The following is a 25,787-nucleotide window of genomic DNA, read 5'->3' as shown; positions in this document are numbered from 1 at the left end:
TTGCCCGCAAGCGCGGGCAAGGTTAGCGATCAGAACTTGGCGTTCAAGGTCAGCTTATAGCTGCGCGGGGCGCCGGGCATGATGTTGTTGTCGCCGTGGGCGGCGGCGTAGTATTTCTTGTCGAGCATATTCTCCACGTTCAGCTGCAGTCGGTAATCCTTGCCGATGTTGTAGTACAGCGCGCCATCCACGCGGGTATAGGACGGCAGCTGCACCGTGTTGCTGGTGGAGGTGAAGATGCTGTCGCGGTACACCAGCCCCAACGCAGCGCCCAGCTGCGCATTCACATCCAGGCGATTCCACAGCGAGAAGGTATGGCGCGGCACCTGCGCGACGCGGGCGCCGGCTTTCACCGTGGCCGACTGGTCGGCGGTCAACTCGGCGTCCTGGTAGGCGTAGCCGCCGGCCACGCTCCAGCTGCGCGTAACCTGGCCGTTCAGGCCCAGTTCAATGCCTTTGCTGGTCTGGCCATCAACCAGGATGCTGGTGCCGGCTACCGGGCCTGGCACGATCACATTGCTGCGATCGAGCTTGTACACGGCAGCCGTCGCCGCCAGACTTGGCGTCACATCCCACTTGATGCCCGCTTCGTAGTTGCTGAACTGCTCAGGGTCGAAGGTCTTATTGGTGACGCTCAGGGAGGTCAGTTGGTCGCCGCTGCGCGGTGCGAAGGCGCGGCTGTAGCTGGTGTAGATCGACATGGCCGGCACTGGCTTGTAAATCAGGCCCGCGCGTGGCGACACCGGCGTATCAGTGATATCGATCTCGCCCGCCGTCAGGCGGTTGGTGTGATCGACGCTGAAGCGGTCGTAGCGCACGCCCAGCACGGCCTGCCATTGCGGCGACAGTTCAAGCTGGTCCTGCAGGTAGGCGGAAGCTACGTTGGCAATGCTGGAGCTATTGCTGCTGATGGTTGCGAAGCTCACGCTGCCGGCATACACCGGGTTGGTGGCCGGAACCGTCGGCGCAGCACCGGGGAATACGCCGTTGCGGCGCACGCCATCGGTCTCCTGGCGGCCAAGCTCCAGGCCGAATGCCAGCTTGTGGCGCACCGAGCCCGCCGCCAGCGTGTATTGCAGGTCGGTCTGGTTGAAGCGGTTTTCGCGCTTGGTCTCGTCGCGGTAGGCGCCAACAGCCAGGCGGCCGGTGATGGCCGAGACGGCGCCGCCGGCAAATACGTTCTGGTAGTACTTGTCGTAGTCGGCAAAGCGGGTGCGGTTGCGCAGCAGCAGGCCGTTGCCGAAATCATGTTCGAGCAGCGCGGTGAAGGCGTTCAGGCGCACGGCATTCGGGCTCAGGTCCGCATTGCCGAAGAAGGTGGCCACGCCGGTGTCGTACGGGCGGCCGTTGAACGACGGCACGCCGCGATCGCCCACGCGCTCATCCTGGAAGTGCTCGTACGCCACACTGACCACCGTGTTGCGGCCGGCGCGCAACGTGGCGGTCGGGTTGATGCCCTTGCGCTCCAGGTGCATGCCGTTGCGGAAGCTGTCGGAGTTTTCCATCATGGCGTTGACGCGCAGCGCCAGCTCGGGGTTCACGGCATCGCCCACGTCGATCGCGGCGCGCTTCTGGCTGTTGGAGCCATAGCTCAACACCGCTTCGCGCACCGGCTGGTAGCGCGCCTGTTTGGTGGCGCGGTTGATCACCCCGCCCGAACCGCCACGGCCAAAGATCATGGCGTTGGAGCCCTTCAGCGCCTCGACCCGTTCGATATTGTAAAAATCGCGGTAGTACATCACGTCGTCGCGCACGCCGTCCACGTAGAAGTCGCCGGTGGAGCTGTTGCCGCGGAAGATGGCGGCGTCGCGGTTGCCCTCGCCCTGCGAGGTGACGATGCCGGGGACGTAGCGGATGGCGTCGGCCATGCTGGTCATGGCCTGGTCGTTGATCAGCTCACGGGTGATGACGGTGATCGATTGCGGCGTATCGCGCAGCAGGGTGTCGGTTTTGGTGGCGGTCGAAGAGGAAGCCTGGGCATAGCCCTGCTCCGCCGCGCCCAGCACGTTCACTTGGGGCAGGATTTGTGGCTCGTTAGCGAATGCGGCGCCGGCGGAAAGGGTTGCGGCGACGGCGAGGGCGATCTGGGTTGGGGTGAGGCGAGTCATGGAAAATCTAGTAAATGAGAATGAATCTCATTCTAAGTTCACCCCACCCTTTCCCGGATTAAGCCAGATCAAGGAAATTCAAGTGCGCCGCCAGCCGTACCAGAGCCCCACCGCCACTGGCGCGCCCAGCGCCAGCGCGGAGACGACATCCCACCAGCCGTCGCCCACCAGGGCGGAGAGCAGGCCGATGGCAGTCGAGATGCCGAGCGCAATGGGCGCGCCCCACAGTTTCCAGTTCATCGTGCGGCCCCTTCGCTTGGGGCCGCGCCCAGCGCTGGAGCCGCCTCGGCCTCGCCTGGCGCTGGCGTTGCCGCTGCGGCAGGCACGCTCACCCCGCGCTTAATCCACGAATACAATCCGCTACCCAGCACCGCCATTACCAACCAGGGTGAAGTTTTCTCGCCCTATATTTCGCGTCAAAAAGAACTGGGTGTGAAATTCGATACCGGCGCCCTGGCATTCAGTGCTGCCGCATTCTCCACCGGCATGCCGTCGGCCTATGTGCAGAATAATCTTTTCGGCGTATTCGGCGAACAGCGTAATCGTGGCCTGGAATTCTCGGTATTTGGCAATCCAATGCGCGGCGTGCGCCTGCTCGGAGGTTTGACATTACTCGACGCAAAACAGCGCCGCACGGCGGAACCGATTAACCAGGGCAATGACGTTATCGGCGTTCCGGAAAGCCAGCTGAATATCGGCGGTGAATGGGATATTCAAGCAGTTTCCGGTCCATCCCTGAATGCCCGTGCCGTTTATACCTCCAAACAATTCGCCGACGGTACCAATACCCAGCAATTACCGTCCTGGAATCGCATTGATTTTGGCGTCAATTATGCGACGCGCATTGCCGACCGCAACGTGACCTTCCGCGCCCGCCTCGATATTGTCTTCGACCGCAATTACTGGGCCTCGGCCGGCGGCTATCCGGGCTCGGGCTATCTGGTCGCGGGCGCTCCGCGCAGCGCGACCATTTCGGCCACCGTCGAGTTCTGATCCGCGCCAACTATTGGCGCGTTCAGGCCAGCAGCTGGCTCGTAGCGATGGGCTGGGGCGGCTTGGGTGGCGGCTTCTGGCAGGCGGTCAGCAGGACGGCCGCGGCCAGCGCGGCAAGGGTGAGGAAACGCATGGCAACCTCCGGGCGTAACGGTGAATTGAATATGAAAATTAACAGATTCAGCGACGAGCTGTCGCACGGCCCGAGGAAATAATAATCCCGCCGACAATCAGCATAAATGCCAGGGCATGATAAACATGCGGTGATTCGCCCAGAATCAGCGAGGAAAACAGCGCAGTAAATAAAGGCGTGAGATTTACGAAAAACGCGGCGACGGCCGGCCCGGCTTGCTGCACGCCGGCGCCCCAGCAGCGGAATGCAATAATTGCCGGCCCCACTGCCACATAAGCCAGGGCCGCCACCAATGTCCAGCTCCAGTTAATCGAGGCTGGCGCTATCAGCGCCTCCCCGGCAGCAAATGCACCGGACCAAACGACGCCAAATCCCACTTGCGCCGCCAGGAAGCTGGCCCAATTAGCGCGAATATCAGCCGGGCCGGTAGTGCGGGTTAATAGCCAGCTATATAAAGACCAGGCGATGGTCGCCAGGATCATGAATAAATCGCCTGCCACCAGGCGCATTTCCAATAAATGCGCCCATTCCCCGCGCGCCAATACCAGCACAACCCCGGCAATTGAAAGCACGGCGCCCGCAATCTGGCGGCGCGATACCCCAACGCCGAAAAACAGCCAGCCAGTCAGCATCATCCAGACCGGCATGCCGGACGCCACCAGGGTCACATTGATCGGCGTTGAGCTCTGCAAAGCCAGGTATTGCAGGGCGTTGTAGAGCCCGATGCCGAGCAAGCCCAGCACGGCAAAACGTTGCCAGTTCGGCCACACCGCACTGTCGCGGCGGAAGATCGGTCCGGCCAGGGGCAGCAGCAGCGCCAGCGCAATAGCCCAGCGCAGGAAGTTCAGCAGGATGGGCGGAACATCGTGCGCGACCATCCGCCCCACGATCGCGTTGCCCGCCCACAGCATGGGCGGAATCGTCAGCAGGATGGCGGTGCGTGTCTTCATGTTGCCCGCTAGCATACGCTAAGCGGGCCATCCCTGCCGGTGCTGCCAGGCGCTAGCCGCGCTTGGCCTTCTGCTTGGCGCCACCGCCGGCGCCCTCGTCCTTGCCGGCCTTGGTGCGCGACTGCTCATTCTTGGTATTGCCTTTGCGTTTGTCCTCGGTCTTGTCCGACGCCACGGTTTGCACGGACTGACGGTTCTGGGTGCCCGATTGCTTGCTCTGTGCCATGACAGCCTCCTTTAAGTGAATGGTGGCGCCACTGTGCCGCGCGCGCGGGCTTTAGTCTGTGCGCTGGCAAACCGGCGTGGCGGCATGCCCACGGCGGGGGAAGTTTTGCTTGTCGGCCGCCCGGACAGCGGGTGACAATGGGCCGCAGCACGAGGCCTGAACAACAATATTAAGAGAAGGTATCCATGAACAGACTGCTCCCGACGCTCGCCCTCACCCTTCCCCTCGCCGCATCGGCGCAAACCCAGGTTTCCATCTACGGCGTGCTGGACGCCTTTGCCGGCCGCACCGCCACCGCCAGCGCCCCGATCGCCGTCAGCGCCGTCAACAGCGGCGGCTTGATCACCTCCTACTATGGCTTTTCCGGCAGCGAGGCGCTGGGCGGCGGCATGAAAGCGCAGTTCCAGATCGAAGGCTTCTTCCGTGGCGATACCGGCGAATCGGGCCGCTTCCCCAACGAACCGCTATTCTCGCGCAACGCCAACATCGGGCTGGCAGGCAGTTTCGGCACCGTCCGCATGGGGCGCATCGGCAATCCCCTGTTTATTGCCGCCGGCCAGATCAACCCGTTCGGGCCCTCGACCCGCTTCTCGCCCCTGATCAACCAGGTCTTCACCGCGCCCGGCGGCAATGGCACCCTGGGCGATACTGGCTGGAGCAACGCGCTCCAGTACGCCTCCAACCCGGTCAACGACACCACCTTCATCGCCCAGTATGCGCTGGGCGAACAAGCCGGCGCGCATAACAACAACTGGGCTGGCGTTGCCAAGTACGTTGGCAAGGAGCTGGCCGTCACGCTGGGCGCGCAGAACGTCCGCTTCGGCCCCGGCATCGCCGCCGCCACGCCGGCGCAGCGCACCTATATGGCGGCCGCCTCGTATGACCTGAAATCGGTCAAGCTATTCGCCTCCTACACCGACCACCAAACCAAGGTCAGCGAGCGCGATGGCCACTCGGTGCAAGCCGGATTCACCGTGCCCACGCACGGCGGCCTGGGGCGCTGGATGGTGGCTTGGTCGCGCATGACCGAAGACGCCAGGGGCGTGCCCGAATTCCACCGCGACACCGGCGCCCTGGGCTACGACTACAACCTGTCGCCCCGTACCGATGTATACGCAATCGTGATGTACGACAAGATTAGCAACGCCGGCAAGGGAAATACTTATGTTGCAGGCATTCGCCATCGTTTCTGACGAGAAAAGGCGTTAAAATGTCCGTTGCTGAACCCTGTTACTTTCAAGATATGAAATTCCTCAAGCAGAATCATAAATACGAATCCGACCATTCCTTGTTCATCAAGGAACTGAAGGCAAAGAACCCGCAAATCGAGGCAGGCCAGCAAGCCGGCCGCGCCATCCTGTGGGACAAGCCGGTGACGACGCTGGACGAGCAAGCCCGTAACAAGGCTTCCGCCGTCAAGCAACAGGCTTACGTGTACCAGAACAAGGTATAAACGCCGGGACGGCACACAGCATGTCGCCAAACGACGCGGTGGACGAACAGGCTGAACTGTCGGTCGCCGCGGAGGTGCCGCCGGACGCAGGCGGCACCGATAGCGGCGCGGACCGCGCGCCACCTGAAGCGAGCGCCCCGGCTAGCGACGACGGCGCTGCTTTTGCACGCCTGTACGGCGAGCCGGTGCTGAAACTGCCGAACGACCTCTACATCCCGCCCGACGCGCTGGAAGTCTTCCTGGAAGCCTTTGAAGGCCCGCTTGACCTGCTGCTGTACCTGATCCGCAAGCAGAACTTCAACATCCTCGACATCCCGATGGCCCAGGTGACGCTGCAATACCTGAGCTATGTGGAGGAAATCCGCAAGACCAACCTGGAGCTGGCGGCCGAATACCTGCTCATGGCGGCGATGCTGATCGAGATCAAATCGCGCATGCTGCTGCCGCAGCGCCAGCACGACCTGGAAGTGGAAGCAGACGATCCGCGTGCCGAGCTGGTGCGCCGCCTGCTGGAATACGAACAGATCAAGCTGGCTGCCTACGAGCTGAACACCCTGCCCGTGGTCGGGCGCGACTTCGTGCGCACCCAGATCTTCATCGAGCAAAGCCTGGTGCCGACCTGGCCGGAAGTCGAGGTGGTGGATCTGCAGGACGCCTGGCGCTCGCTGATGAAGCGCGCCACGCTCAAGCAGCACCACAAGATCACGCGCGAAGAGCTGTCCGTGCGCGAGCACATGACCACCATCCTGCGCAAGCTGCAATCGAGCCGCTTCATCGAATTCACCGAGTTGTTCAACCCGGAAGCGCCACCGCCGGTGGTGGTGGTGAACTTCGTCGCGATGCTCGAGCTGGCCAAGGAAACCCTGATTGAAATCACCCAGGCGGAACCGTTCGCACCGATCTATGTGCGCCTCGCGTATTCGCCCGCTTAACCACTAATAACATGAAAATCATCTCCAATATCGAAGAACTGCGCGACCAGCTCAGCGGCCAGTTGCGCACCGCATTCGTGCCAACCATGGGCAACCTGCACGAAGGCCACCTGTCCCTGATGCGCCTGGCGCGCAAGCATGGTGACCCGGTGGTGGCGTCGATCTTCGTCAACCGCCTGCAGTTCGGCCCGAACGAGGACTTCGACAAATACCCGCGCACCTTCCAGGCCGACGTGGAGAAGCTGGAGAAGGAAGGCGTGTACGTGCTGTTCGCGCCGACCGAAAAGGATATGTATCCAGAGCCGCAGGAATACCGCGTGCAGCCGCCGGACGGCCTGGGCAACACGCTGGAAGGTGAATTCCGCCCTGGCTTCTTCGGCGGCGTGTGCACCGTGGTGACCAAGCTGTTCTCCTGCGTGCAGCCGAAGGTGGCCGTGTTCGGCAAGAAGGACTACCAGCAGCTGATGATCGTGCGCAATATGGCGCGCCAGCTGGGCATGCCGACCGAGATCATCGCGGCGGAAACTTACCGTGCCGACGACGGCCTGGCGCTGTCCTCGCGCAATATGTATTTGTCGGCCGACGAGCGCGCCGAAGCGCCGGCGCTGTACCGCGCGCTGAACCAGGTGGCGGACGAGGTGCGCGGCGGCCATTTGGACGTCTTCCAGCTCGAGCACAAAGCCATGGACGAACTGGCCGCGCGCGGCTGGAAGCCGGATTACATCTCGATCCGCAAGCGCAACGACCTGCAACCGCCGAATGCCGGCGATATCGCGCAAGGCGAAAAACTGGTCGTGCTGGCCGCCGCCAAGCTCGGCACCACCCGCCTGATCGACAACCTCGAAATCTAAATGTCCATCCTGGGGTCAGGAAGAAAAGTGGACAATGTCCACTTTTCTTCCTGACCCCAGGACGGACATTTTTTTTAAGTGGTGACGCTCTGGGTCCAGGCCAGGGCGGAGAGGTGGGCTTTGTTGACGTCTTCGGGGGTCAGCGACAGGGTGCCGGCCAGGCTGCTGACCAGGTTGCTGTTCAGCTCGCAAGCTTCGGCCAGGGCGAGGAAGGGGCCGTATTTGCCGCCGCGCGTCAGCAGGGCTTTCACCACTTCTTCGTTCAGCTGGATCGTTTCCAGCACCTCTTTCATCGGGATACCCAGCAGGCGGTCGAGCAGCGAGAACATGCCGGCAACGAAAATATTCTCGGCGTCGGCCTTGCCCAGGGCTTTCTGGCCCAGCAGTTCGGCCAGGCGGCCGCGTACCACGGCGGTCTCCAGCAGCACCGGCGAGAAGCCGGAGGTGGAGGCGGTCGCCAGCAACAGGGTCAGCCAGCGGTACATCGGCTGGTAACCCAGCAACTGGATCGCTTGCTTCAGCGATTGCACTTCGCGCCCGGCGCCAAAGCCGGCGGAGTTGATATAGCGCAGCAGCTTGTAGGACAGGGCGGCGTCGCGCTTGAGCACATTTTCGATCTGCACCACATCGGCATTCGCGTTCACCATCTGCATCAGCTGCAGGATGATGGTTTGCGACGGGTTCAGGCCGGCGCCTTCCGAGCCGGGACGCGGCGTCAGGTGCAGTTTGCCGACAAAGGCATCCAGCCCCAGCGCGGCGCAGGCGTCAAAATCGGCCCAGGTGCTGACCGGGCGGCCCACCATGCGGATGTTCGACGTTTTCAGCTGCGAATAGGTGCGCGCCTGCGCTGCCACGTCGGCCCCGGTGAAGCGCACTTCCACGTAGGAGCAAATCGTGCCCAGGCGGCTGCCGACGCGCGCCAGGTCGGCATCGCGCAGCAGGATGCCGACACCGCCCGCGCGCAGGCCCTGCACGGCGGCCAGGGTGGTCGGGTTGGCCAGTTCGGAGGTCTTGATCGACAGCACCGTATGCTCGGGCGGCATGTCGAACAGGGAATCGGTGGACAGCATGCCCGGCACAGCCTGCAGGAACAGGGTCTTTTGCTTGAGCAGCCAGCCGTGGTCGGGATGGTTCACCTGCCCGGCAACAAAGCCGACCAGGTCTTCCAGCTCGGCCAGCGAGGGGACGTGGGTGGCAGTTTCCTGCTGCCAGGTAAGTTCGTAACCGACCACGCGTTGCTCGGGATCGAGCAAGGGTTCGCGAACCAGGAAGTGTGTCTGATGCATACGTGGTCTTATGCGTGGCTCAGGATAGAGCAGCGGCGGTCATGGCTGCCGCCGGTGAGTGCAAACGGGCCAGCCGCCCAAGCGGCCGGCCCGACAGGATGAGGCGGCCGGATCAAGCCCCGAGTTTCTCGAAGATCTTGTTCAGCTTTTCGTCCAGGGTGGCGGCGGTGAACGGTTTCACCACATAGCCGTTGGCGCCTGCTTGCGCAGCCGCGATGATGTTTTCCTTTTTCGCCTCGGCGGTCACCATCAGCACCGGCAGTTTGGCCAGTGCCGGGTCGGCACGAATGTTCTGCAGCATGGTCAGGCCATCCATATTCGGCATGTTCCAGTCGGAGACCACGAAGTCGAATTGCTCCGCGCGCAGTTTGGCCAGCGCCATCACGCCGTCTTCTGCCTCGTCCACGTTGGCATAACCCAGTTCCTTCAAGAGATTTCGTACGATGCGACGCATCGTCGAAAAATCGTCAACAACCAAAAATTTCATCTTTGGATCAGCCATGAATTGCTCCGTTGTTTCTACTTACGCGGTTATTAATTAAAGTGGTGTTCCCAGCAAGTTGTAGGATAGCATTTTCGTTGCTCCAAGGCGAACAAACTACCCCAAAACCGTATCAATCCCGTCAAACACGCAGTGCGCGCGAGCCGTGCTGGGCCAGATAGCCCAGAACCATGCCCGGCAGCGCTTGCAATGCGCCGACTTCGTGCGTGGCACCGACGGCAATTGCCTCGCGCGGCATGCCGAACACCACGCAGCTGGCTTCGTCCTGCGCGAAATTATACGCTCCGGCGTTCTTCATCTCCAGCATGCCGACCGCGCCATCCTTGCCCATGCCGGTCAGGATAACCCCAACCGCGTTTTTACCGGCGTTTTGCGCAGCGGAACGGAACAGCACATCGACCGACGGGCGGTGCCGGTTGACCGGCTCGCCCTGGTCCAGTTTGGTCATGTAGTTGGCGCCGGAGCGGGCCAGCAGCAGGTGGGAATGGCCGGGGGCGATGTAGGCGTGGCCCGGCAGCACCCGCTCATTGCCTTGCGACTCGACCACGGAAATCTTGCACAGCGAGTCCAGGCGCTTGGCGAAGGACTTGGTGAAGCCTTCCGGCATGTGTTGCGTAATCAGGATGCCGGGGCAGTCCGACGGCATTTGCATCAGGAATTCGCGGATGGCTTCCGTGCCGCCCGTCGAGGCCCCGACAATAATCAGTTTTTCCGAAGACATCAGCGGATTCCGTAATTGCGGCAGCGCCACGCTGCCCTCCCCGGCCGTGCCGGCGGCCGGCAGGGTGCGCGCCCGCACCTTGGCCTTGGCGGCGGCGCGGATCTTGTCGGCGATCAGCTCGGTGTACTCGCGCATGCCGCTCTGGATCGAGATCTTGGGCTTGGTGACGAAGTCGACCGCGCCCAGCTCCAGCGCGCGCAGGGTGATTTCGGAACCGCGCTCGGTCAGCGAGGACACCATCACCACCGGCATCGGGCGCAGGCGCATCAGGCGCTCGAGGAAGTCGAGGCCGTCCATCTTCGGCATCTCGACGTCCAGCGTCAGGACGTCGGGATTGGTTTGCTTGATCAGCTCGCGCGCCACCAGCGGGTCGGGCGCCACGCCCACCACCTCCATGTCGGGCTGGCTCTTGATGATTTCGCTCATCACGCTGCGGATCAGCGCCGAATCGTCGCAAATCAGGACTTTGATCTTGTTCATTTGGCTTACCTGGTTTCTTACCTAGTTTCTTAGAACAGCTCGACTTCGCCCGCCACCGGTTTGGATTTGAGGCGGCTGGCGTATTCGTTTTCACGTTGCGCCAAGGTGTCGTTATGGGTTTGCATCAGTTTTTTCACGAGCACCTTGCCGGTGCGCGGGAAGAAATAGACCTTGCGCGGGTATATATCATTGAGGTCTTCGGCCACGATGCGGATCTTCTCGTTCTTCAGGAAGGTCTGCACGAAGGCGGCGTTGCGCTCGCCGACGTTGATGGCGGTAAAGCCCTTCAGCACGGCGCCGCCGCCGAATACCTTGGCTTCCAGGTTCTCGCGCCGGGCGCCGGCTTTCAGCAAATCGTTGATCAGCACTTCCATGGCATAGGTGCCGTAGCGGGCCGAGGCCGACACCGGGCTGCCGGCGTCCGAGCCGCCGTCCGGCAGCATGAAGTGGTTCATGCCCCCCACCCCCGTCACGCGGTCGCGGATGCAGGCCGACACGCAGGACCCGAGCACGGTCACGATCAGCATCTCCTTGTGGGTGTAGTAGTACTCACCCGGCAGGATCTTGGCCGCCTCGCAGTCGAACGTCCGGTCGTAGTAGACGTTGGTGGCGAAATGTTCTTTGTCCATGTCATGCTCACTATCGTTGTGCTGCTGCGTGGCCGGCACCAAGCTTGCGCTCGTCCAGCTCATAAACGGTCTTGCCACGCAACTTCAAAGCGTCCGACACGTAAAGGAAGTTTTCCGAGTGCCCGGCAAACAGCAGGGCGTCCGGTTTCATCAAAGGCACGAAGCGCTTGAGGATCTTGCGTTGCGTGTCTTTGTCGAAATAGATCATCACATTGCGGCAGAAGATAATGTCAAAGCCGGGGCGGATGTCCCATTTCTCGTCCAGCAGGTTGAGCTGCCGGTAGGTGATCAGCTGGCGCAGCTCCTGCCGCACGCGGGCCATGCCTTCGTTGGCGCCGCGCCCCTTCATGAAGAAGCGGCGCTGCTGCTCGGCCGACAGCTTCTCGATGCGCTCCATAGGGTAGACCCCGTTGGCAGCCGTGGCCAGCACATTGGTGTCGATGTCGGTGGCCAGGATATGCACCGGCGGCGTCAGCGTGTTGAACGCTTCGCAGCAGGTGATGGCAATCGAATACGGTTCTTCGCCGGTGGAACTGGCGGAGCACCAAATGTTGATCGGTTCCCCGCGCCGCGCCTTGATATGCTCGGCCAGCAGGGGGAAGTGGTGTGATTCGCGGAAAAACGACGTCAGGTTGGTCGTCAGTGCGTTGGTGAACGCCTCCCATTCGCCGTTGCCCAGGCGCCCTGCTTCCAGGTCGTCCAGGTAACGCACGAAGGTGGTGATGCCGGTGGCGCGCAAGCGTCGCGCCAGCCGGCTGTATACCATTTCCTGCTTGCTATCGGCCAGCGCAATGCCGGCCCGCTTGTAAATCATTGCGCGGACCCGTTCAAAATCCTTGCCGTTGAAGTCAAACTCTTTCACGGTCTCTCTGGTCAGCGCCATATGTGTGGCCTCCGCTATGAACTACATTAAAACTCTTCCCAGTCGTCGCCGGATGGCGCGGCTGTGGCCAGCTTCTTCGGCGGCTGCTTGGGTTCAGCCGCCGCCACGACGGCGGTGCTGCGCGCCGGGGCGGCAGCTTTCGGCTTGCGTACCGGCGCGGCGGCGCGCTTGGCGAATTCATCGCCTGCCAGCTTGAAGATCGACACGGCCTGGGCCAGGTTGGTGGCCTGGTCCTGCATCGATTCGGCGGCGGCGGCGGCTTCTTCCACCAGGGCGGCATTTTGCTGCGTCATTTCATCCATCTGGCCGATGGCGGCATTGACTTCCTCAATGCCGTGGCTCTGCTCCAGGGTGGCGGCGGTGATTTCGCCCATGATGTCGGCCACCTGCTTGATCGAGGTCACGATCAGGCCCATGGTCTGGCCGGCTTCGTCGACCAGGCGGCCGCCGTTGTCGACCTTGGTCACCGAATCGTCGATCAGGTGCTTGATCTCCTTGGCGGCGGCGGCGGAGCGCTGCGCCAGGTTGCGCACTTCCGACGCCACCACGGCGAAGCCGCGGCCCTGCTCGCCGGCGCGCGCCGCTTCAACAGCGGCGTTCAGCGCCAGGATGTTGGTCTGGAAGGCGATGCCGTCGATCACGCCGATAATGTCCACGATCTTGCTGGAGGACTCCTTGATCGAGCCCATGGTATCGACCACCTGCGCCACCACCGTGCCGCCCTTCACCGCCACCGAGGAGGCGGATACCGCCAGCTGGTTGGCCTGGCGCGCGTTGTCGGCGTTCTGCTTCACGGTGGAAGTCAGGTTCTCCATCGAGGACGCGGTTTCCTCCAGCGAGGAGGCCTGCGATTCGGTGCGCGCCGACAGGTCGGCATTGCCGGTCGCGATTTCCTGCGACGCGGTGGTGATGGTGTCGGTCGCCAGGCGCACCTGGCCGACCGTCTTCACCAGGCTGTCGTTCATGTCCTTCAGCGCCTGCAGCAGCTCGGAGGTTTCGTCCTTGCCTTCCACCGTCACCTGCGAGGTCAGTTCGCCGGCCGCCACTTTCTGCGCCACTTCCACCGCGCCCGACAGCGGGCCGGTGATGGAGCGGGTGATGACCAGGGCGCACAGCACGCCCACGCCGACGCCCACCGCGGCCAGCACCACCATCCACATGGTCAGGGTGCGGTCGGCCTTGTTGGAGTCTTCCTTGAATTTGGCGATGGCTTTTTCCTGGATTTCCACCAGCTTGTTCAGCGAGGCCAGGGCCTGCTGGTTAAGCGGGTCGATACGGCCGGCGATCACCTTGGCCGCGCCCTCGGCGTTGAAGGCCATGATCTGGCCCATCGCCTCCTTGAAAGCGGCGTCCACATCGGTCTGCAGCGCGGCGATGTCGTTCAGCACCTTCTTCTCGGCGTCGTCCAGGCCCAGGCTCTGCAGCTTGGCGCGCGCCGCGTCGTAGCGGGCGCGGCTCGCCTTGACCTTCTCTTCTTCCTTCTGCATCAGGCTGACGTCCGACTGCAAGCCGATATTGCGCATGGCGATGCCGGTTTCCAGCATGGTGCTCTTCATGGTCTGCGCCTGCAGTTCCTTGGCGCCGGACAGGTCGAGGCCCGTCATCAGGGCTGATTTGTTGCGATAGTTCAGCACGTTGGTCAGTAATACCGTGCCGACCAAAATCAGCAGGATCACCCCAAAACCGAAACCAAGCCGCGTGCCTATCTTAAATTCGCGCACGTTCATTTTATGTTATCTCCCTTTTTGTAACCTGTAATTGCTGACTATATTTTTATAACCGGTGCGCGGGGGGCACCCCGGGGTGCGGATCAAGCCGCGAGTTTTTCGCTCAGGCCCATTTCGGGGCTGGACATCAGGCGCTGGATGTCCACCAGGATCAGCATACGCTCATCGATGGTGCCCAGGCCAATCATGTATTCCGAACTGAACGCCGTGCCCATGTCCGGCGCCGGTTTGATCTGGTCCGGCGTCAGCGAGGTCACGTCGGACACCGCGTCGACCACCATGCCGACCACGCGGCCGTTGATGTTCAGGATGATCACCACGGTGAACTGGTCGTAGACCGGCTCGCCGAGGTTGAATTTGATGCGCATGTCCACCACCGGGATGATGATGCCGCGCAGGTTGATCACGCCTTTGATGAACTCGGGCGCGTTGGCGATGCGGGTCACCGCCTCGTAGCCGCGGATTTCCTGCACCTTCAGGATGTCGATGCCGTATTCCTCGGCACCCAGCTTGAACGCCAGGTACTCCTGGGATGCAGCGCCTGCGTTTTCTGCTTCGCTCATGGTTCTTCCTTCACTAAGTTTGATTCGTCAACCAGCTGGCGCGAGGAGCGCACCAGGGCCGTCACGTCCAGGATCAGCGACACGCCGCCGTCGCCCAGGATGGTGGCGCCGGAAATGCCGGTCACCTTGCGGTAATTCGACTCCAGGTTCTTCACCACCACCTGCTGCTGGCCCACCAGTTCGTCCACGAACAGGCAGGCTTTCTTGCCTTCGGTTTCCACGATCACCAGGATGCCCTTGGTCGGATCGGTAAAGCGCGGTTCGATGTCGAAAATCTGGTACAGCGGCACCAGCGGCAGGTATTCGCCGCGCACCTTGACCACGCGGCCCTTGCCGCTGATTTCCTTCACGTCCTCCGGCGCCGGCTGCAGCGACTCCAGCACAAAGCCCAGCGGCAGGATGTAGACCTCCTCGCCGGTCTGGATCAGCATGCCGTCCAGGATGGCCAGGGTCAGCGGCAGCGAAATCGACATGGTGGTGCCAAAGCCCTTGGCGGAACGGATATCGACCGTGCCGCCCATGGCGGTGATATTGCGCTTGACCACGTCCATGCCGACGCCGCGTCCGGAGACGTCGGTCACCTGCTCCGCCGTCGAGAAGCCCGGCGCGAAGATCAATTGCCAGACGTCGGCATCGCTCATATTGTCGGTCACCGGCAGCCCGCTTTGGCGCGCTTTCGCCAAAATCTTATCGCGGTTCAAGCCGCCGCCATCATCCGCCACTTCGATGATGATGCTGCCGCCCTGGTGCGAGGCGGACAGGAACAGGCGGCCGGCATCGGTCTTGCCGGCGGCGCGCCGCACCTCCGGCATTTCAATGCCGTGGTCGATCGAATTGCGCACCAGGTGGGTCAGCGGATCGACAATGCGCTCGATCAGGCCCTTGTCCAGTTCCGTGGCGGCGCCGCTGGTGACGAAATCGACCTTTTTGCCAAGCTTGGTGGCCAGGTCGCGCACCATGCGCGGGAAGCGCGAGAACACAAAGTCCATCGGCATCATGCGGATCGACATGACCGATTCCTGCAGGTCGCGCGTGTTGCGCGTGAGCTGGGAAATGCCGCTCAGGAGTTTTTCGTGCAGCACCGGGTCGATGGTGCTGGCGCGCTGCTCGATCATGGCCTGCGTGATCACCAGTTCGCCCACCAGGTTGATCAGCTGATCGACCTTTTCGATCGAGACGCGGATCGAAGAGGACTCGGCGCCGGCCGGCGCGTGCGCCTGCTTCTCCGCCTCCTTGCGGGCCGCTTTCTTTTCCTGTTCCTCGCTCGGCTTGGCCGCTTCCGGCGGGGCGTCCTTGATGCCGGCCTTGGCGCGGATCACGTCCAGCGGCTCGAAGAAGCCGTAGCCGCGCGCGTCGTCGGCGGCGCCGGCCGCGTTGGAACGGATTTCGTCCAGCGGCTGGAAGAAGCCGTAGCCTTCACCGCCGCTCGGCACGGCGGCCGCCGTCGCCGCCGGGGCCGCGGCCGGCGTGGCGCCGCCCGGCGGCAGCGGATCGAAGAAGCCGTAGCCCATGTCCGCTTCCTTGCGCGCGCGCTCGGCGTTCTCGCGCGCGGCCTGGGTCGGACTCAGGGCCGGCAGTTCGCTCACCTGCATCTGGTCGGCGTCGATCACGAAGGAGCAGATCGCCACGATGTCGTCCAGCGACTCGTGGGTGCTGACGATCATCGCGTGGCGCTCGGCGTCCAGCGGCATCAGCTCCACGTGGCCCATCAGGCCCAGTTCGGCCGCCAGCGCCTCCACCTCGCGGTGCACCATGGGCGGCAGCTCCAGGCGATAGCGCTGGCCGCCGCTGTGGTCGACCGCCTGCACTTCCGGCGTGCTGAAGCCCGACGCCACCGGCGCCATCGCTTCAATGTGCACATCCTGCGCCAGCTCCTGCAGCATCATGCGCACGTCGCCCACGGCCTCCTGGTCGACGGCGCTGCCCAGGCGGTGCCCGTCCAGCTGCATCTTCAGGATGTCCTTGGCCGCCAGGAAGGCGTCCACATGGGTCGAGGTCAGGGCCATTTCGCCCTTGCGGATGCGGTCCAGCAGCGTCTCCAGCACGTGCGTCACTTCGCTCATGTCGGTCACGCCGAACGTCGACGCGCCGCCCTTCACCGAGTGCGCGGTGCGGAAAATCGCATTCAAATCTTCGTCGCTGGGCGACGCGACATCGACGCCAAGCAGCAGACGCTCCATTTCAGCCAGCAGTTCTTCCGCTTCATCGAAGAAGACCTGGTAGAACTGGCTAATATCGATGGTCATGCCATACCCCTTAATCAGCCAATGACCTTCTTCACTACCTCAATCAGACGTTGCGGGTCGAACGGCTTGACCAGCCAGCCATTGGCGCCGGCAGCGCGGCCCTTGGCTTTCATCTCATCGGACGATTCGGTGGTCAGCATCAGGATCGGCACCTTGGCATAGGCCGGCTGCTCGCGCAGCAGCTTGATCAGCTGCAGGCCGTCCATGCGCGGCATGTTCTGGTCGGTCAGCACCAGGTCCACGGTTTGCAGCTTGGCCTTTTCCAGGCCGTCCTGTCCGTCGACCGCTTCCACCACCTGGTAGCCAGCGGCCTTCAGGCTGAATGCCACCATCTGGCGCAGCGAGCTGGAATCGTCGACTGCAAGAATTGTTTTAGCCATCTTTTTATCTCACTAAGTAAAATTTTTATCGTATTCAGAACAGTTCGATGTCGCCGCTTTCCAGGTGCTTCTGGCTGACCGCCTTGCGCAGCACGCTGCGCAGCTCCAGGCTCTGGATTGCCAAGGCCATACTGACCTTGCTCAGCAGGTCGACGATCTCGTCGCTGCCCGATTCCGGCACCACTTCGGCGCCGTGCGCCCCCAGGGTGCCCAGGAATTCGCGCAGACCGGTCACGCGTTTCAGCGTGCGGTCGATCAGCTGGCTGGTCATGTCCTGGAACTGCATGCTGGTGATGGCGGCATTCACATAGCCGCTCACCTGCTCGTTCATCTCTTGCAGGCGCGCCTTGTCCTCTGGCGAAGGGTCGCCGCCTTGCAGCAGCAACTCAATGGTCGCCTGCTGCGCGCTGACCGCCTCATGGATCGCCATGAAGTTGCGGGTCAGTTTTTCAATCGCTTCTTCCAGCAGCAGATTGGTCTGCAGCAGGTCGGTCTCGACTTCCGTCAGGTGGCGCCGGCCATGGTCCGACACACCGGACAGCAGCCGTTTCACATGGGAGCCAAGGATTTTCTTTCTCGTCATAACTGTCTCTATTATTTCTTCCCGGCGGGGGCCGGGGCCGCTGGCGTCACACCCGTTTCCGCGCCGATCTCCAGCTTGCCGCCGTCACGCAGCACGTTTTCTTCCGTTTTCTTGTTCATCACGATGATGCTGATGCGGCGGTTGATCGGGTTGAACGGGTCCTGGCGGTCCAGGTGGGCGGCGCCGGCCAGGCCCACCACGCGCAGCATCTTGTTATCGGCCAGGCCGCCATGCACCAGGGCGCGGCGCGAGGCGTTGGCGCGGTCGGCCGACAACTCCCAGTTACTGTACCCCGTTTCCGTGAAATACGGGGTGGAGTCCGTGTGGCCGGACAGGCCGATCTTGTTCGGCACATCGTTCAGGGCCGGGGCGATGGCTTCCAGGATTTCCCGCGCATACGGCTGCAGGTCGGCCTTGCCGCCGCTGAACATGGGGCGGTTCTGCAAGTCCACGATCTGGATCCGCAAGCCCTCGCTGGTGAAGTCCAGCAGCAGCTGCTCCTTGAATTTCTTCAGTTCGGCGCTGGTGTCGATGGTCATCTCGATGCGCGCGCGCAAGGCTTGCAAGCGCGACTTTTCTTCCGCCTCCATCGCCTTCTTCGCCGCATCCAGGTTGTAGGTCTTGTTCTGCTGCGGGTCTTCCGCCATTTTCACCTGGCCAGTCTTGCGCGACAGGTCCTGGCCGCCGCCCTGGATCACCGAGGAGCTGTCGCCGCTGCCCGAGCCGCCCTGCATGGCCACTTTCAGCGGCGTCTTGAAGTATTCGGAAATACCGTTCAAATCGCCCTTGGTGGTCGAGCCCAAAAGCCACATCAGCAGGAAGAAAGCCATCATCGCCGTCACAAAGTCGGCGTAAGCGATCTTCCAGGCGCCGCCATGGTGGCCGCCCCCGCCCTTTTTGATCTTTTTGACGACAATGGGCCGCAGGCCTTCTTCAGCCATGGCTGGTCCTCGCTTCCATTACTTCGACTTCGATTTCTTGATATGTTCTTCCAGCTCGGCAAAGCTTGGCCGCTCGGTCGAGTACAGCACCTTGCGGCCGAACTCCACTGCCAGGGCTGGGGCGTAGCCATTCAGGCTGGCCAGCAGCGTCACTTTGACGCATTGGAACATCTTGGTCGACTCTTCCAGCTTCTGCTCCAGCAGGCTGGCCAGCGGACCGACAAAACCATAGGCCAGCAGGATACCGAGGAAGGTACCGACCAGCGCTTTCGCAATCAGGATGCCCAGCTCGGACGGCGGGATGCCCACCGACTCCATGGTGTGCACCACGCCCATCACCGCCGCCACGATACCGAAGGCCGGCAAGCCATCGCCCAGTTTGGCGATGCAATGGGCCGGCACGTGGCCTTCCTGGTGGTGGGTCTCGATCTCATTATCCATCAGGTTCTCGATCTGGAAGGCATCCATATTGCCCGACACCATAAGGCGCAGGTAGTCGGTCATGAATTCGACAATATGGTGGTCCTCCAGCACGGATGGATATTTACTGAACAGCGGACTGTCTTCCGGCTTTTCGATATCGCCTTCGATCGACATCAGGCCTTCCTTGCGGACCTTGGACAGGACGTCGAACAGCAGCGACATCAGTTCCATGTACAGGTCCTTGGTGTAACGCGACCCCTTGAACAGGCCAGGGATGGCGGCCAGGGTGGCCTTGATGGCCTTGCCGTTGTTACCGACAAAGAAGGCGCCGGCCGCCGCACCGCCAATCATCAGCAGTTCAAGCGGCTGGAACAGGGAGGCAAGGTGGCCGCCACTCAGCGCGAAGCCGCCGAAAACCGACGCGACGACAATGACGTATCCAATGATGACTAACAAGCGCGCGGACTCCTCGAAAGCTAGTTAAAAGCAATAATATTCCACAGTGGAACTACAATAACGTGAAGACGCCTCTGCGGCAAGGAAAACTGCCTCTAAATCTCTCTTATATAGAGTGGCGGCCCGCCCTCTGTGGTAAGGATGGTCTTGACGCCGTTTGCCACTGGAATCTCAAATTCATAACTCGCCAACAAGGTGCCGGGGCGCATCTCGCGTTGCGCCTTGCGCCATAGGGCGGGCATGGCGGCCGGCGACAGGTAGGCAAAGACCAGGTCGTAATCGGCGAAATTGAGCTGCTCGTAATCGCCCCGCACAAAGCGGGCGCGGCTGCCGGTGAGCGCGGCGCGCAGCCGCGACACCAGCCAAGGCACGGGCGCCAGTTCAATACCAGTTATCTCCGACTCAGCGCGCGCGGTCGCCAGGTGCAGGGTGAATCCGCCCAGGCCGCTGCCGATGTCGATCACGCGCAAGGCCCTGCCCTGCGGCAGCTGCGCCAGCACGGCTTGCCAGACATGGCGGTTAGACGGGTAGTAGGGAACTTGGGTGCGGTAGGTAGACCAGTACCAGCCCAGCAGGACGAGGAAAGCCAGGCCCGCCAGCCAGGGCGGCAGGCGCAACGCCAGCCCGGCCAGCAAAGCCAACGGGAACAGGAGCTGGATTGGCAGCCACCAGCGCGCCAGGCCCAGCTTCCAGCTGAGCGCTGCCGCCAGCACACCTTGCAGCAGCGCGGCGTGCAGCAGGGTCAGGCCGACGCCGGCCGCATCCGCGGCAACCGCCAGCGCGGCGCATGGCAGCAGCGCGCCGGCCTGGACCAGCAGCGCCTGAAGGGCGGGAATTTTAAGCGGCGAGCGCTTCGGCGGCATCCTTGGCCTTGCGGGTTTTGCCAGCGCGCGAAGGCATGTGGCACAGGCCGCACTTGTAGTCGCGGTTCAGGTCCATGGCATCGACCACGAACTTGCCTTTGCAGCAGGTGCAAGGCTTGAGCTGCAGCATGCTGCTGCTGGCGAATTTAACCAGGGTCCAGGCGCGCGTCAGCGAGAGCAGCGGCTCTTCGCCCGGCGCCGGCGGCATTTGTTCCAGGTAGAGCTGGTAGGCCTTCATCACGGCATGGATGCCGCTGGCGCCTGCGTGCTCGACCAGGAAGTTATGGATATTCATGAACAGCGAAGAGTGGATATTCGGCTGCCAGGTCAGGAACCAGTCGGTCGAGAAAGGCAGCATGCCCTTCGGCGGCGACACGCCGCGCAGCTCTTTGTACAGCTTGAGCAGGCGCTCGCGCGACAGCGAAACCTCGGTTTCCAGCAGTTGCAGGCGGGCGCCCAGGTTGATCAGCTCGATGGCCAGCTGGATTTCCTGCGCCTCGGTCACCACACTCTTCTTGGTCATGGTCCGCTCCTTAAGCGATTTCTTCGACGGCCTGGCCGGCCATCAGGATGGCGGCGTGGGACTGGGCCAGGGAACGGTCCTTATTGTAATTGGTCAGCATGCCGAGGATGGCGCTGTCGTCGAAGCGGAAACGCGCCAGCATCATATTGCCGCCAGCCAGCTTCAGGATCTGGGCATTGCTCATGCCTTCGATCAGGTCGGCGATGTCAGCCGAGATGCCGAGGCGGAAGATGGCGGTGACCTTATCAGCGCGGATCATCTGCTGAGCCAGCATCAGGTAGCTCAGGTTCGCATCGCGGATTTCAGCCATCATATCGTTTGCAGTCATGTCCATCTCCTGTCGGTTTCAGCTTGCAACGCAAATGTTCGTTGCCGTTGAGACACATTCTGCTGGACGGGCTTAAATCCACAAAGAGGCGGGAATCCGTATTTTCGGTCGGGAATAGGCGAAGGCACCCCGTAGGATTTCGTCCTACAGAGCTCTGCCCATAGAGGGGCAACACCAGTATTGGTGCGGGTTTGCGGGGTGTTTCGGCACGCTAAAAAGCAGGAGCCGAGGGTAAAAATGCGATGGCGCGGAGATGCTTTTTTGCGACATCTAAACTGGTAACGGCAGGGTTTTGAGGAACTTTAGGGTTTTCAGCAAAAAATTTTAAATTTTTTTCGTCCAACCCAAACTGCCGAACAGCAAGCCTTTTACCGGGCTTCTAAGATTGGTAACGGCGCGACTTTGGGGAACTTTAGGTTTTTTTAAAAAAAATTTTGAAAAATTTTTGATTTCCTTGTAAATCAATGACTTGCCATCAAAACCGGTAGAGCGCTGTCTGACCCTCAGGGTCAGACAGCGGGCTGGCGGCCGTCGCGCGGGGGTGTCTGACCCTGCGGGTCAGACACCGGTTTACCGGTTTCAGGCGGGTAAACGTTGCTACAATCTCACTTTCTTTAAGCCTCAAGGAAACCCCGATGATTTCCCGCCCCGACTGCCTGGCCCGCGATGCCGCGGACACCCTGGCGCCGCTGCGCGAGCAGTTCGACCTGCCCGCCGGTGTTATTTACCTCGATGGCAACTCTTTGGGCGCCCGCCCCAAGGCCGCCCTCACCCGCGCCGCCGACGTCATCGCCAGGGAATGGGGCAAAGACCTGATCACCAGCTGGAACAGCGCCGGCTGGTTCGAAATGCCAAAACGCCTGGGCAACCAGCTCGCCCCCCTGCTCGGCGCCAGGGACGGTGAAGTGGTGGTCACCGACACCACCTCCATCAACCTGTTCAAAGCCCTGGCCGCCGCCCTGCACGACCAGGCCGGCGCCGCCCCCGGCCGCAAGCTCATCATCACCGAGCGCTCCAACTTCCCGACCGACATCTACATGGCCCAGGGCCTGACCAACTGGCTCGAGCGCGGTTATGAAGTACGCCTGGTCGACAGCCCCGAACAGCTGGCCGGCGCCGTCAATGCCGACACCGCCGTCGTCATGCTGACCCACGTCAACTATCGCACCGGCTACCAGCACGACATGGCCGCCATGAGCGCCCTCGCCCACCAGCACGGCGCCCTCATCGTCTGGGACCTGGCGCACTCGGCCGGCGCGGTACCGCTCGACCTGCACGGCGACGGCGCCGACTACGCGGTCGGCTGCACCTATAAATACCTGAACGGCGGCCCCGGCGCGCCCGCCTTCATCTGGGTGCCGCAACGGCGCCAGGAGAAGTTCCGCCACCCGCTGTCCGGCTGGTGGGGCCACGCCAATCCGTTCGCCATGGCGCCCGACTTCGCGCCCACCAGCGGCATTGGGCGCGCCCTGTGCGGCACCCAGCCCATCACCTCGCTGGCGATGGTGGAATGCGGCCTGGACGTGTTCGCGCAAACCGACATGGCGGCGATCCGCGCCAAATCGCTGGCCCTGACCGACCTCTTCATCGACCTGGTGGAGCAGCGCTGCGCCAACCATCCGCTCGGCCTGGTGACCCCGCGCGAGCACGCACGGCGCGGCTCGCAAGTGAGCTTCACCCACCCGCACGGCTATGCCGTGATGCAAGCCTTGATCGCGCGCGGCGTGATCGGCGATTACCGCGAACCGGAGATCATGCGCTTCGGTTTCACCCCGCTTTACACCAGCTTTGCCGACGTGTGGGACGCCGTGGAAATCCTCAAGCAGATCCTGGACGACAAAGCCTACGACATCAGCGCCGCCCGTGGCGCAGTGACCTGAATACCATGACCGAACAAAAGAAACCCGGCGCCGAATGGCATGGCGCACAGATGGACTTCTCCAAGTCCATGAGCTACGGCGACTACCTGGGGCTGGAGAAAATCCTCAGCGCCCAGCACCCGCTCTCGCCCAACCACAATGAAATGCTGTTCATCGTGCAGCACCAGACCAGCGAACTGTGGATGAAGCTCATGCTGCACGAGCTGCACGCCGTGTGCGAGCATATCCGCGGCAACGACCTGCCGCCCGCCTTCAAGATGCTGGCGCGCGTGGCCCGCATCATGGACCAGCTGGTGCACGCCTGGGACGTGCTGGCCACCATGACGCCGCCCGAATACACCGCCATCCGCCCCTACCTGGCCTCGTCCTCCGGCTTCCAGTCGCACCAGTACCGCGAGATCGAGTTCATCCTCGGCAACAAGAACGCCAATATGCTGGCCGTGCACCAGCAAGCGCCGGAATCGCACGCGCGCCTCGATACGGCGCTGCGCTCGCCATCCCTGTATGACGAAGCGATCCGCCTGCTGGCGCGCAACGGCCTGCACATCGACCCCGAACGCCTGGACGGCGACTGGACCCAACCCACCGTCGCCAACGAATCGGTCAAGAACGCCTGGCTCGAGGTGTACCGCGACACCACGCGCTATTGGGCACTGTATGAGCTGGCCGAAAAGCTGGTCGACATGGAAACCGCGTTCCGCTTCTGGCGCTTCCGCCACGTCACCACGGTCGAACGCGTGATCGGCTTCAAGACCGGCACCGGCGGCACCGCCGGCGTCTCCTACCTGCGCAAAATGCTCGACGTCGTCCTCTTTCCCGAACTCTTCGCCCTCCGGACCGCCCTATGACCGCCACCGCAACGACCCGATCCTTGCCCACCAAACGGGGCGCGCTGGCCTTGGCCTGGCTTGCCGCCGCCACCGTTTTCGGCGCCTCCCCGGCGCAGGCGCGCGCTGGCGACCAGCCTGGCGTGTTTGATTACTACGTGCTGTCGCTGTCCTGGTCGCCGGAGTATTGCGCCGGGCGCGGCGGCAGCGACCAGGTGCAGTGCGCTACCGGGCGCCAGCTCGGCTTCGTGCTGCACGGGCTGTGGCCGCAGCATGAGCGCGGCTATCCGGCCAGTTGCGGCCGCGTGCCGATGCCGGCTGCGCTGCGCGACAAGTATGAAAGTATTTATCCGGCGCCAAAGCTGCTCCATCACGAGTGGAACAAGCACGGCACCTGCTCCGGCCTGGCGCCCCAAGATTACCTGGCGCTGAGCGCGAAGCTGAAGGATGGCCTGAAGATCCCGGCCGCCTTCGCCCGCCCGCAACAGCCGGTGCGCGTCTCGCCCGGCCAGTTCGAGGCGGAGTTCCATAAGGCCAATCCCTGGCTGGCGAAAGACTCGGTGCTGCCGGTGTGCGGCTCCGGCGGCCGCTTCCTGCGGGAAGCGCGCGTCTGCTATGCCAAGGACGGCAAGTCGCGCAGCTGCTCGACCGAAGCGATCGCCTATTCGCAAAAAAGCTGCGGCCAATCCACCTTCCTCATGAAGAATGTGAAATGAGCGTCCTGACCCTGGCCGGCCTGTGGAATTCCGGCCCGCAGCACTGGCAGACCCACTGGGAACAAAAGCACGGCTGGCAACGCGCCCCGCACCGCGATTGGGAAACGCCCGACCGCGAGGAATGGGTGCGCGAGCTCGATGCCGCCATCGCGGCCTGCGAACATCCGCCGGTGCTGGCCGCGCATAGCCTGTCCTGCACCCTGGTGACCTGGTGGGCGGCCAAGCATGCGCAGACGCCGCAAGGCGCGCAGCGTATTGCCGGCGCCTTTCTGGTAGCGCCCAGCGATGTCGATGCACCCTCCTACCCCGATTGCACCACCGGCTTCCAGCCGATGCAATTGGCGCGCCTGCCCTTCCCGTCCCTCGTGGTGGCCAGCAGCAACGATATCTATGTGAGCGCGGCCCGCGCGCGCCAGTTTGCGCAAGCCTGGGGCAGCGAGCTGCATGTGATCGGCGCTGCCGGCCATATCAATGGCGACGCGGGCTACGGCCCGTGGCCGGAAGGCGAGAAGTTGCTGCTCGGATTCGTGCGCCGCACCAGCGCGCGTTAAGCGGACAATGGGCTCGCTGGACTACCAGGAGCCACTATGAAAAACCACCTGAGCGAGGGGCTGCTTGCGGCCGCCCTGTTGTTCGGCTGCGCAGCCGCGCAGGCCGATCCCGTCACCTTCACCGCCAACCTGAGCGGTGCAGCGGAAGCCCCGCCCAACGCTTCGCCTGCCACCGGCAGCGTGACTGTCGTCTTCGATATCGCCACCCACTACTTCAGCATCGCCACCAGCTTCAGCGGGCTGCAGGGCAATAGCGCGGCTGCCCACATCCACTGCTGCACGGCCAGCCCGGGCGCCGGCACGGCAGGCGTGGCAACGATGCTGCCTACCTTCACCGGCTTCCCGGCCAGCGTCACCGACGGCAATTATTCCGCCGTGTTCGATACCTCGCTGGCCTCGTTCTGGAACGCGAGCTTCATCAACAACAATGGCGGCACCACGGCCGGCGCGGAAGCGGCCCTGCTGGCGGCAATGGGCGCCGGCACGTCCTACTTCAACCTCCATTCGAGCGAGTACCCGGGCGGGGAAATCCGCGGCTTCCTGGCGCCGGTGCCCGAGCCGAGGCAAGCCGTGCTGCTGCTGGCCGGCCTGCCCCTGCTCCTGCTGCGCCGGCGGCGCGCGCCCGGCGCATGA

29 protein-coding genes are annotated in these 25,787 nt (G+C 62.8%); 10 read left to right on the top strand and 19 right to left on the bottom strand.

What is annotated here, in order from left to right; translation table 11 throughout:
• Positions 1-29: 29 nt before the first annotated feature.
• On the bottom strand, positions 30-2,108 hold the full coding sequence (locus GTP41_RS13470; protein ID WP_161026088.1) for a TonB-dependent receptor: 2,079 nt from the start codon (positions 2,106-2,108) through the stop codon (positions 30-32).
• 78 nt (positions 2,109-2,186) lie between these two features.
• Positions 2,187-2,348 carry a hypothetical protein gene (locus GTP41_RS27160; RefSeq protein ID WP_202419729.1) on the bottom strand — a complete coding sequence of 54 codons (162 nt, stop codon included), beginning with the start codon at positions 2,346-2,348 and terminating at the stop codon, positions 2,187-2,189.
• Between the two features lie 102 nt (positions 2,349-2,450).
• On the opposite strand from GTP41_RS27160, the gene GTP41_RS13460 reads away from it, so the two are divergent.
• Positions 2,451-3,101, top strand: a complete 651-nt coding sequence (locus GTP41_RS13460; RefSeq protein WP_161026127.1) for a TonB-dependent receptor domain-containing protein — start codon at positions 2,451-2,453, stop codon at positions 3,099-3,101.
• 180 nt (positions 3,102-3,281) lie between these two features.
• On the opposite strand, the gene GTP41_RS13455 is transcribed toward GTP41_RS13460, so the two are convergent.
• Together GTP41_RS13455 and GTP41_RS27155 are read right to left on the bottom strand one after the other, a co-directional pair.
• On the bottom strand, positions 3,282-4,184 hold the full coding sequence (locus GTP41_RS13455) for a DMT family transporter (RefSeq protein ID WP_229502841.1): 903 nt from the start codon (positions 4,182-4,184) through the stop codon (positions 3,282-3,284).
• A gap of 52 nt (positions 4,185-4,236) precedes the next feature.
• Positions 4,237-4,410, bottom strand: coding sequence for a hypothetical protein (locus GTP41_RS27155; RefSeq protein WP_202419728.1), 174 nt, complete (start codon positions 4,408-4,410; stop codon positions 4,237-4,239).
• 185 nt (positions 4,411-4,595) lie between these two features.
• Between GTP41_RS27155 and GTP41_RS13450 the strand changes: the two genes are divergently transcribed.
• From GTP41_RS13450 to panC, 4 genes are read left to right on the top strand one after another with little or no spacing between them, the layout of a single operon-like run.
• On the top strand, positions 4,596-5,603 hold the full coding sequence (locus GTP41_RS13450; RefSeq protein ID WP_161026086.1) for a porin: 1,008 nt from the start codon (positions 4,596-4,598) through the stop codon (positions 5,601-5,603).
• Positions 5,604-5,653: 50 nt separating this feature from the next.
• The gene (locus GTP41_RS13445) at positions 5,654-5,863 is read left to right on the top strand and encodes a DUF3460 family protein (RefSeq protein WP_161026085.1); all 210 of its coding nucleotides are present in this window, start codon (positions 5,654-5,656) and stop codon (positions 5,861-5,863) included.
• 20 nt (positions 5,864-5,883) lie between these two features.
• On the top strand, positions 5,884-6,795 hold the full coding sequence (locus GTP41_RS13440; protein ID WP_161026084.1) for a segregation and condensation protein A: 912 nt from the start codon (positions 5,884-5,886) through the stop codon (positions 6,793-6,795).
• 11 nt (positions 6,796-6,806) lie between these two features.
• Complete coding sequence (gene panC, locus GTP41_RS13435) at positions 6,807-7,646, top strand: pantoate--beta-alanine ligase (RefSeq protein ID WP_161026083.1); 840 nt, start codon at positions 6,807-6,809, stop codon at positions 7,644-7,646.
• A 74-nt stretch (positions 7,647-7,720) separates the two neighbouring features.
• On the opposite strand, the gene GTP41_RS13430 is transcribed toward panC, so the two are convergent.
• The 15 genes from GTP41_RS13430 to flhD all read right to left on the bottom strand — a co-directional run bounded on the left by GTP41_RS13430 (position 7,721) and on the right by flhD (position 21,180).
• Entirely contained in the window at positions 7,721-8,932 is a 1,212-nt protein-coding gene (locus tag GTP41_RS13430; protein ID WP_161026082.1) for an EAL and HDOD domain-containing protein, read from the bottom strand.
• A 112-nt stretch (positions 8,933-9,044) separates the two neighbouring features.
• Positions 9,045-9,434, bottom strand: coding sequence for a chemotaxis response regulator CheY (cheY, locus tag GTP41_RS13425; RefSeq protein ID WP_028104141.1), 390 nt, complete (start codon positions 9,432-9,434; stop codon positions 9,045-9,047).
• Positions 9,435-9,555: 121 nt separating this feature from the next.
• A complete protein-coding gene (locus GTP41_RS13420; RefSeq protein WP_161026081.1) occupies positions 9,556-10,635 on the bottom strand; it encodes a protein-glutamate methylesterase/protein-glutamine glutaminase in 1,080 nt (359 codons plus the stop codon).
• Positions 10,636-10,664: 29 nt separating this feature from the next.
• Positions 10,665-11,264 carry a chemoreceptor glutamine deamidase CheD gene (cheD, locus tag GTP41_RS13415; protein ID WP_161026080.1) on the bottom strand — a complete coding sequence of 200 codons (600 nt, stop codon included), beginning with the start codon at positions 11,262-11,264 and terminating at the stop codon, positions 10,665-10,667.
• A gap of 10 nt (positions 11,265-11,274) precedes the next feature.
• The gene (locus tag GTP41_RS13410; protein WP_161026079.1) at positions 11,275-12,147 is read right to left on the bottom strand and encodes a CheR family methyltransferase; all 873 of its coding nucleotides are present in this window, start codon (positions 12,145-12,147) and stop codon (positions 11,275-11,277) included.
• Between the two features lie 26 nt (positions 12,148-12,173).
• Positions 12,174-13,874: a methyl-accepting chemotaxis protein gene (locus GTP41_RS13405; RefSeq protein ID WP_161026078.1), complete on the bottom strand. Its 1,701-nt coding sequence runs from the start codon at positions 13,872-13,874 to the stop codon at positions 12,174-12,176.
• Positions 13,875-13,957: 83 nt separating this feature from the next.
• On the bottom strand, positions 13,958-14,437 hold the full coding sequence (locus GTP41_RS13400) for a chemotaxis protein CheW (protein ID WP_161026077.1): 480 nt from the start codon (positions 14,435-14,437) through the stop codon (positions 13,958-13,960).
• Positions 14,434-16,683 carry a chemotaxis protein CheA gene (gene cheA / locus GTP41_RS13395; RefSeq protein ID WP_161026076.1) on the bottom strand — a complete coding sequence of 750 codons (2,250 nt, stop codon included), beginning with the start codon at positions 16,681-16,683 and terminating at the stop codon, positions 14,434-14,436. Before cheA ends, GTP41_RS13400 begins: the two co-directional genes overlap by 4 nt.
• 14 nt (positions 16,684-16,697) lie before the next feature.
• A complete protein-coding gene (locus GTP41_RS13390) occupies positions 16,698-17,063 on the bottom strand; it encodes a response regulator (protein WP_028104148.1) in 366 nt (121 codons plus the stop codon).
• A 34-nt stretch (positions 17,064-17,097) separates the two neighbouring features.
• Complete coding sequence (locus GTP41_RS13385; protein WP_161026075.1) at positions 17,098-17,646, bottom strand: chemotaxis protein; 549 nt, start codon at positions 17,644-17,646, stop codon at positions 17,098-17,100.
• Between the two features lie 11 nt (positions 17,647-17,657).
• Entirely contained in the window at positions 17,658-18,587 is a 930-nt protein-coding gene (gene motB, locus GTP41_RS13380) for a flagellar motor protein MotB (RefSeq protein WP_161026074.1), read from the bottom strand.
• A gap of 18 nt (positions 18,588-18,605) precedes the next feature.
• Complete coding sequence (gene motA, locus GTP41_RS13375; protein ID WP_161026073.1) at positions 18,606-19,466, bottom strand: flagellar motor stator protein MotA; 861 nt, start codon at positions 19,464-19,466, stop codon at positions 18,606-18,608.
• 95 nt (positions 19,467-19,561) lie between these two features.
• Positions 19,562-20,329 carry a class I SAM-dependent methyltransferase gene (locus GTP41_RS13370; RefSeq protein ID WP_161026072.1) on the bottom strand — a complete coding sequence of 256 codons (768 nt, stop codon included), beginning with the start codon at positions 20,327-20,329 and terminating at the stop codon, positions 19,562-19,564.
• The gene (flhC, locus tag GTP41_RS13365) at positions 20,304-20,852 is read right to left on the bottom strand and encodes a flagellar transcriptional regulator FlhC (protein ID WP_161026071.1); all 549 of its coding nucleotides are present in this window, start codon (positions 20,850-20,852) and stop codon (positions 20,304-20,306) included. The genes GTP41_RS13370 and flhC overlap by 26 nt, the downstream gene beginning before the upstream one ends.
• A gap of 10 nt (positions 20,853-20,862) precedes the next feature.
• Positions 20,863-21,180 (bottom strand): flagellar transcriptional regulator FlhD, encoded by a 318-nt coding sequence (gene flhD / locus GTP41_RS13360; protein ID WP_055936061.1) that lies wholly within the window; start codon positions 21,178-21,180, stop codon positions 20,863-20,865.
• 635 nt (positions 21,181-21,815) lie between these two features.
• Here flhD and kynU point away from each other — a divergent pair.
• From kynU to GTP41_RS13335, 5 genes are read left to right on the top strand one after another with little or no spacing between them, the layout of a single operon-like run.
• The gene (gene kynU / locus GTP41_RS13355) at positions 21,816-23,060 is read left to right on the top strand and encodes a kynureninase (RefSeq protein ID WP_161026070.1); all 1,245 of its coding nucleotides are present in this window, start codon (positions 21,816-21,818) and stop codon (positions 23,058-23,060) included.
• Between the two features lie 5 nt (positions 23,061-23,065).
• Positions 23,066-23,908 carry a tryptophan 2,3-dioxygenase gene (gene kynA / locus GTP41_RS13350; protein WP_161026069.1) on the top strand — a complete coding sequence of 281 codons (843 nt, stop codon included), beginning with the start codon at positions 23,066-23,068 and terminating at the stop codon, positions 23,906-23,908.
• Positions 23,905-24,603 (top strand): ribonuclease T2 family protein, encoded by a 699-nt coding sequence (locus GTP41_RS13345; protein WP_161026068.1) that lies wholly within the window; start codon positions 23,905-23,907, stop codon positions 24,601-24,603. Before kynA ends, GTP41_RS13345 begins: the two co-directional genes overlap by 4 nt.
• A complete protein-coding gene (locus GTP41_RS13340; protein ID WP_161026067.1) occupies positions 24,600-25,154 on the top strand; it encodes an RBBP9/YdeN family alpha/beta hydrolase in 555 nt (184 codons plus the stop codon). The genes GTP41_RS13345 and GTP41_RS13340 overlap by 4 nt, the downstream gene beginning before the upstream one ends.
• Before the next feature lie 36 nt (positions 25,155-25,190).
• A complete protein-coding gene (locus GTP41_RS13335; RefSeq protein ID WP_161026066.1) occupies positions 25,191-25,787 on the top strand; it encodes a CHRD domain-containing protein in 597 nt (198 codons plus the stop codon).

Source organism: Pseudoduganella guangdongensis, assembly GCF_009857475.1.
In the GTDB taxonomy this organism is placed as follows: domain Bacteria; phylum Pseudomonadota; class Gammaproteobacteria; order Burkholderiales; family Burkholderiaceae_D; genus Rugamonas; species Rugamonas guangdongensis.
This window is presented reverse-complemented; position numbering and strand designations above follow the sequence as displayed.

Bases quoted from the DNA above. Each gene is read 5' to 3' on its own strand.
- GTP41_RS13470 (WP_161026088.1), bottom strand. From the start codon at position 2,108: ATGACTCGCCTCACCCCAACCCAGATCGCCCTCGCCGTCGCCGCAACC.
- GTP41_RS27160 (WP_202419729.1), bottom strand. From the start codon at position 2,348: ATGAACTGGAAACTGTGGGGCGCGCCCATTGCGCTCGGCATCTCGACT.
- GTP41_RS13455 (WP_229502841.1), bottom strand. From the start codon at position 4,184: ATGAAGACACGCACCGCCATCCTGCTGACGATTCCGCCCATGCTGTGG.
- GTP41_RS27155 (WP_202419728.1), bottom strand. From the start codon at position 4,410: ATGGCACAGAGCAAGCAATCGGGCACCCAGAACCGTCAGTCCGTGCAA.
- GTP41_RS13450 (WP_161026086.1), top strand. From the start codon at position 4,596: ATGAACAGACTGCTCCCGACGCTCGCCCTCACCCTTCCCCTCGCCGCA.
- GTP41_RS13445 (WP_161026085.1), top strand. From the start codon at position 5,654: ATGAAATTCCTCAAGCAGAATCATAAATACGAATCCGACCATTCCTTG.
- GTP41_RS13440 (WP_161026084.1), top strand. From the start codon at position 5,884: ATGTCGCCAAACGACGCGGTGGACGAACAGGCTGAACTGTCGGTCGCC.
- panC (WP_161026083.1), top strand. From the start codon at position 6,807: ATGAAAATCATCTCCAATATCGAAGAACTGCGCGACCAGCTCAGCGGC.
- GTP41_RS13430 (WP_161026082.1), bottom strand. From the start codon at position 8,932: ATGCATCAGACACACTTCCTGGTTCGCGAACCCTTGCTCGATCCCGAG.
- cheY (WP_028104141.1), bottom strand. From the start codon at position 9,434: ATGGCTGATCCAAAGATGAAATTTTTGGTTGTTGACGATTTTTCGACG.
- GTP41_RS13420 (WP_161026081.1), bottom strand. From the start codon at position 10,635: ATGAACAAGATCAAAGTCCTGATTTGCGACGATTCGGCGCTGATCCGC.
- cheD (WP_161026080.1), bottom strand. From the start codon at position 11,264: ATGGACAAAGAACATTTCGCCACCAACGTCTACTACGACCGGACGTTC.
- GTP41_RS13410 (WP_161026079.1), bottom strand. From the start codon at position 12,147: ATGGCGCTGACCAGAGAGACCGTGAAAGAGTTTGACTTCAACGGCAAG.
- GTP41_RS13405 (WP_161026078.1), bottom strand. From the start codon at position 13,874: ATGAACGTGCGCGAATTTAAGATAGGCACGCGGCTTGGTTTCGGTTTT.
- GTP41_RS13400 (WP_161026077.1), bottom strand. From the start codon at position 14,437: ATGAGCGAAGCAGAAAACGCAGGCGCTGCATCCCAGGAGTACCTGGCG.
- cheA (WP_161026076.1), bottom strand. From the start codon at position 16,683: ATGACCATCGATATTAGCCAGTTCTACCAGGTCTTCTTCGATGAAGCG.
- GTP41_RS13390 (WP_028104148.1), bottom strand. From the start codon at position 17,063: ATGGCTAAAACAATTCTTGCAGTCGACGATTCCAGCTCGCTGCGCCAG.
- GTP41_RS13385 (WP_161026075.1), bottom strand. From the start codon at position 17,646: ATGACGAGAAAGAAAATCCTTGGCTCCCATGTGAAACGGCTGCTGTCC.
- motB (WP_161026074.1), bottom strand. From the start codon at position 18,587: ATGGCTGAAGAAGGCCTGCGGCCCATTGTCGTCAAAAAGATCAAAAAG.
- GTP41_RS13370 (WP_161026072.1), bottom strand. From the start codon at position 20,329: ATGCCGCCGAAGCGCTCGCCGCTTAAAATTCCCGCCCTTCAGGCGCTG.
- flhC (WP_161026071.1), bottom strand. From the start codon at position 20,852: ATGACCAAGAAGAGTGTGGTGACCGAGGCGCAGGAAATCCAGCTGGCC.
- flhD (WP_055936061.1), bottom strand. From the start codon at position 21,180: ATGACTGCAAACGATATGATGGCTGAAATCCGCGATGCGAACCTGAGC.
- kynU (WP_161026070.1), top strand. From the start codon at position 21,816: ATGATTTCCCGCCCCGACTGCCTGGCCCGCGATGCCGCGGACACCCTG.
- kynA (WP_161026069.1), top strand. From the start codon at position 23,066: ATGACCGAACAAAAGAAACCCGGCGCCGAATGGCATGGCGCACAGATG.
- GTP41_RS13345 (WP_161026068.1), top strand. From the start codon at position 23,905: ATGACCGCCACCGCAACGACCCGATCCTTGCCCACCAAACGGGGCGCG.
- GTP41_RS13340 (WP_161026067.1), top strand. From the start codon at position 24,600: ATGAGCGTCCTGACCCTGGCCGGCCTGTGGAATTCCGGCCCGCAGCAC.
- GTP41_RS13335 (WP_161026066.1), top strand. From the start codon at position 25,191: ATGAAAAACCACCTGAGCGAGGGGCTGCTTGCGGCCGCCCTGTTGTTC.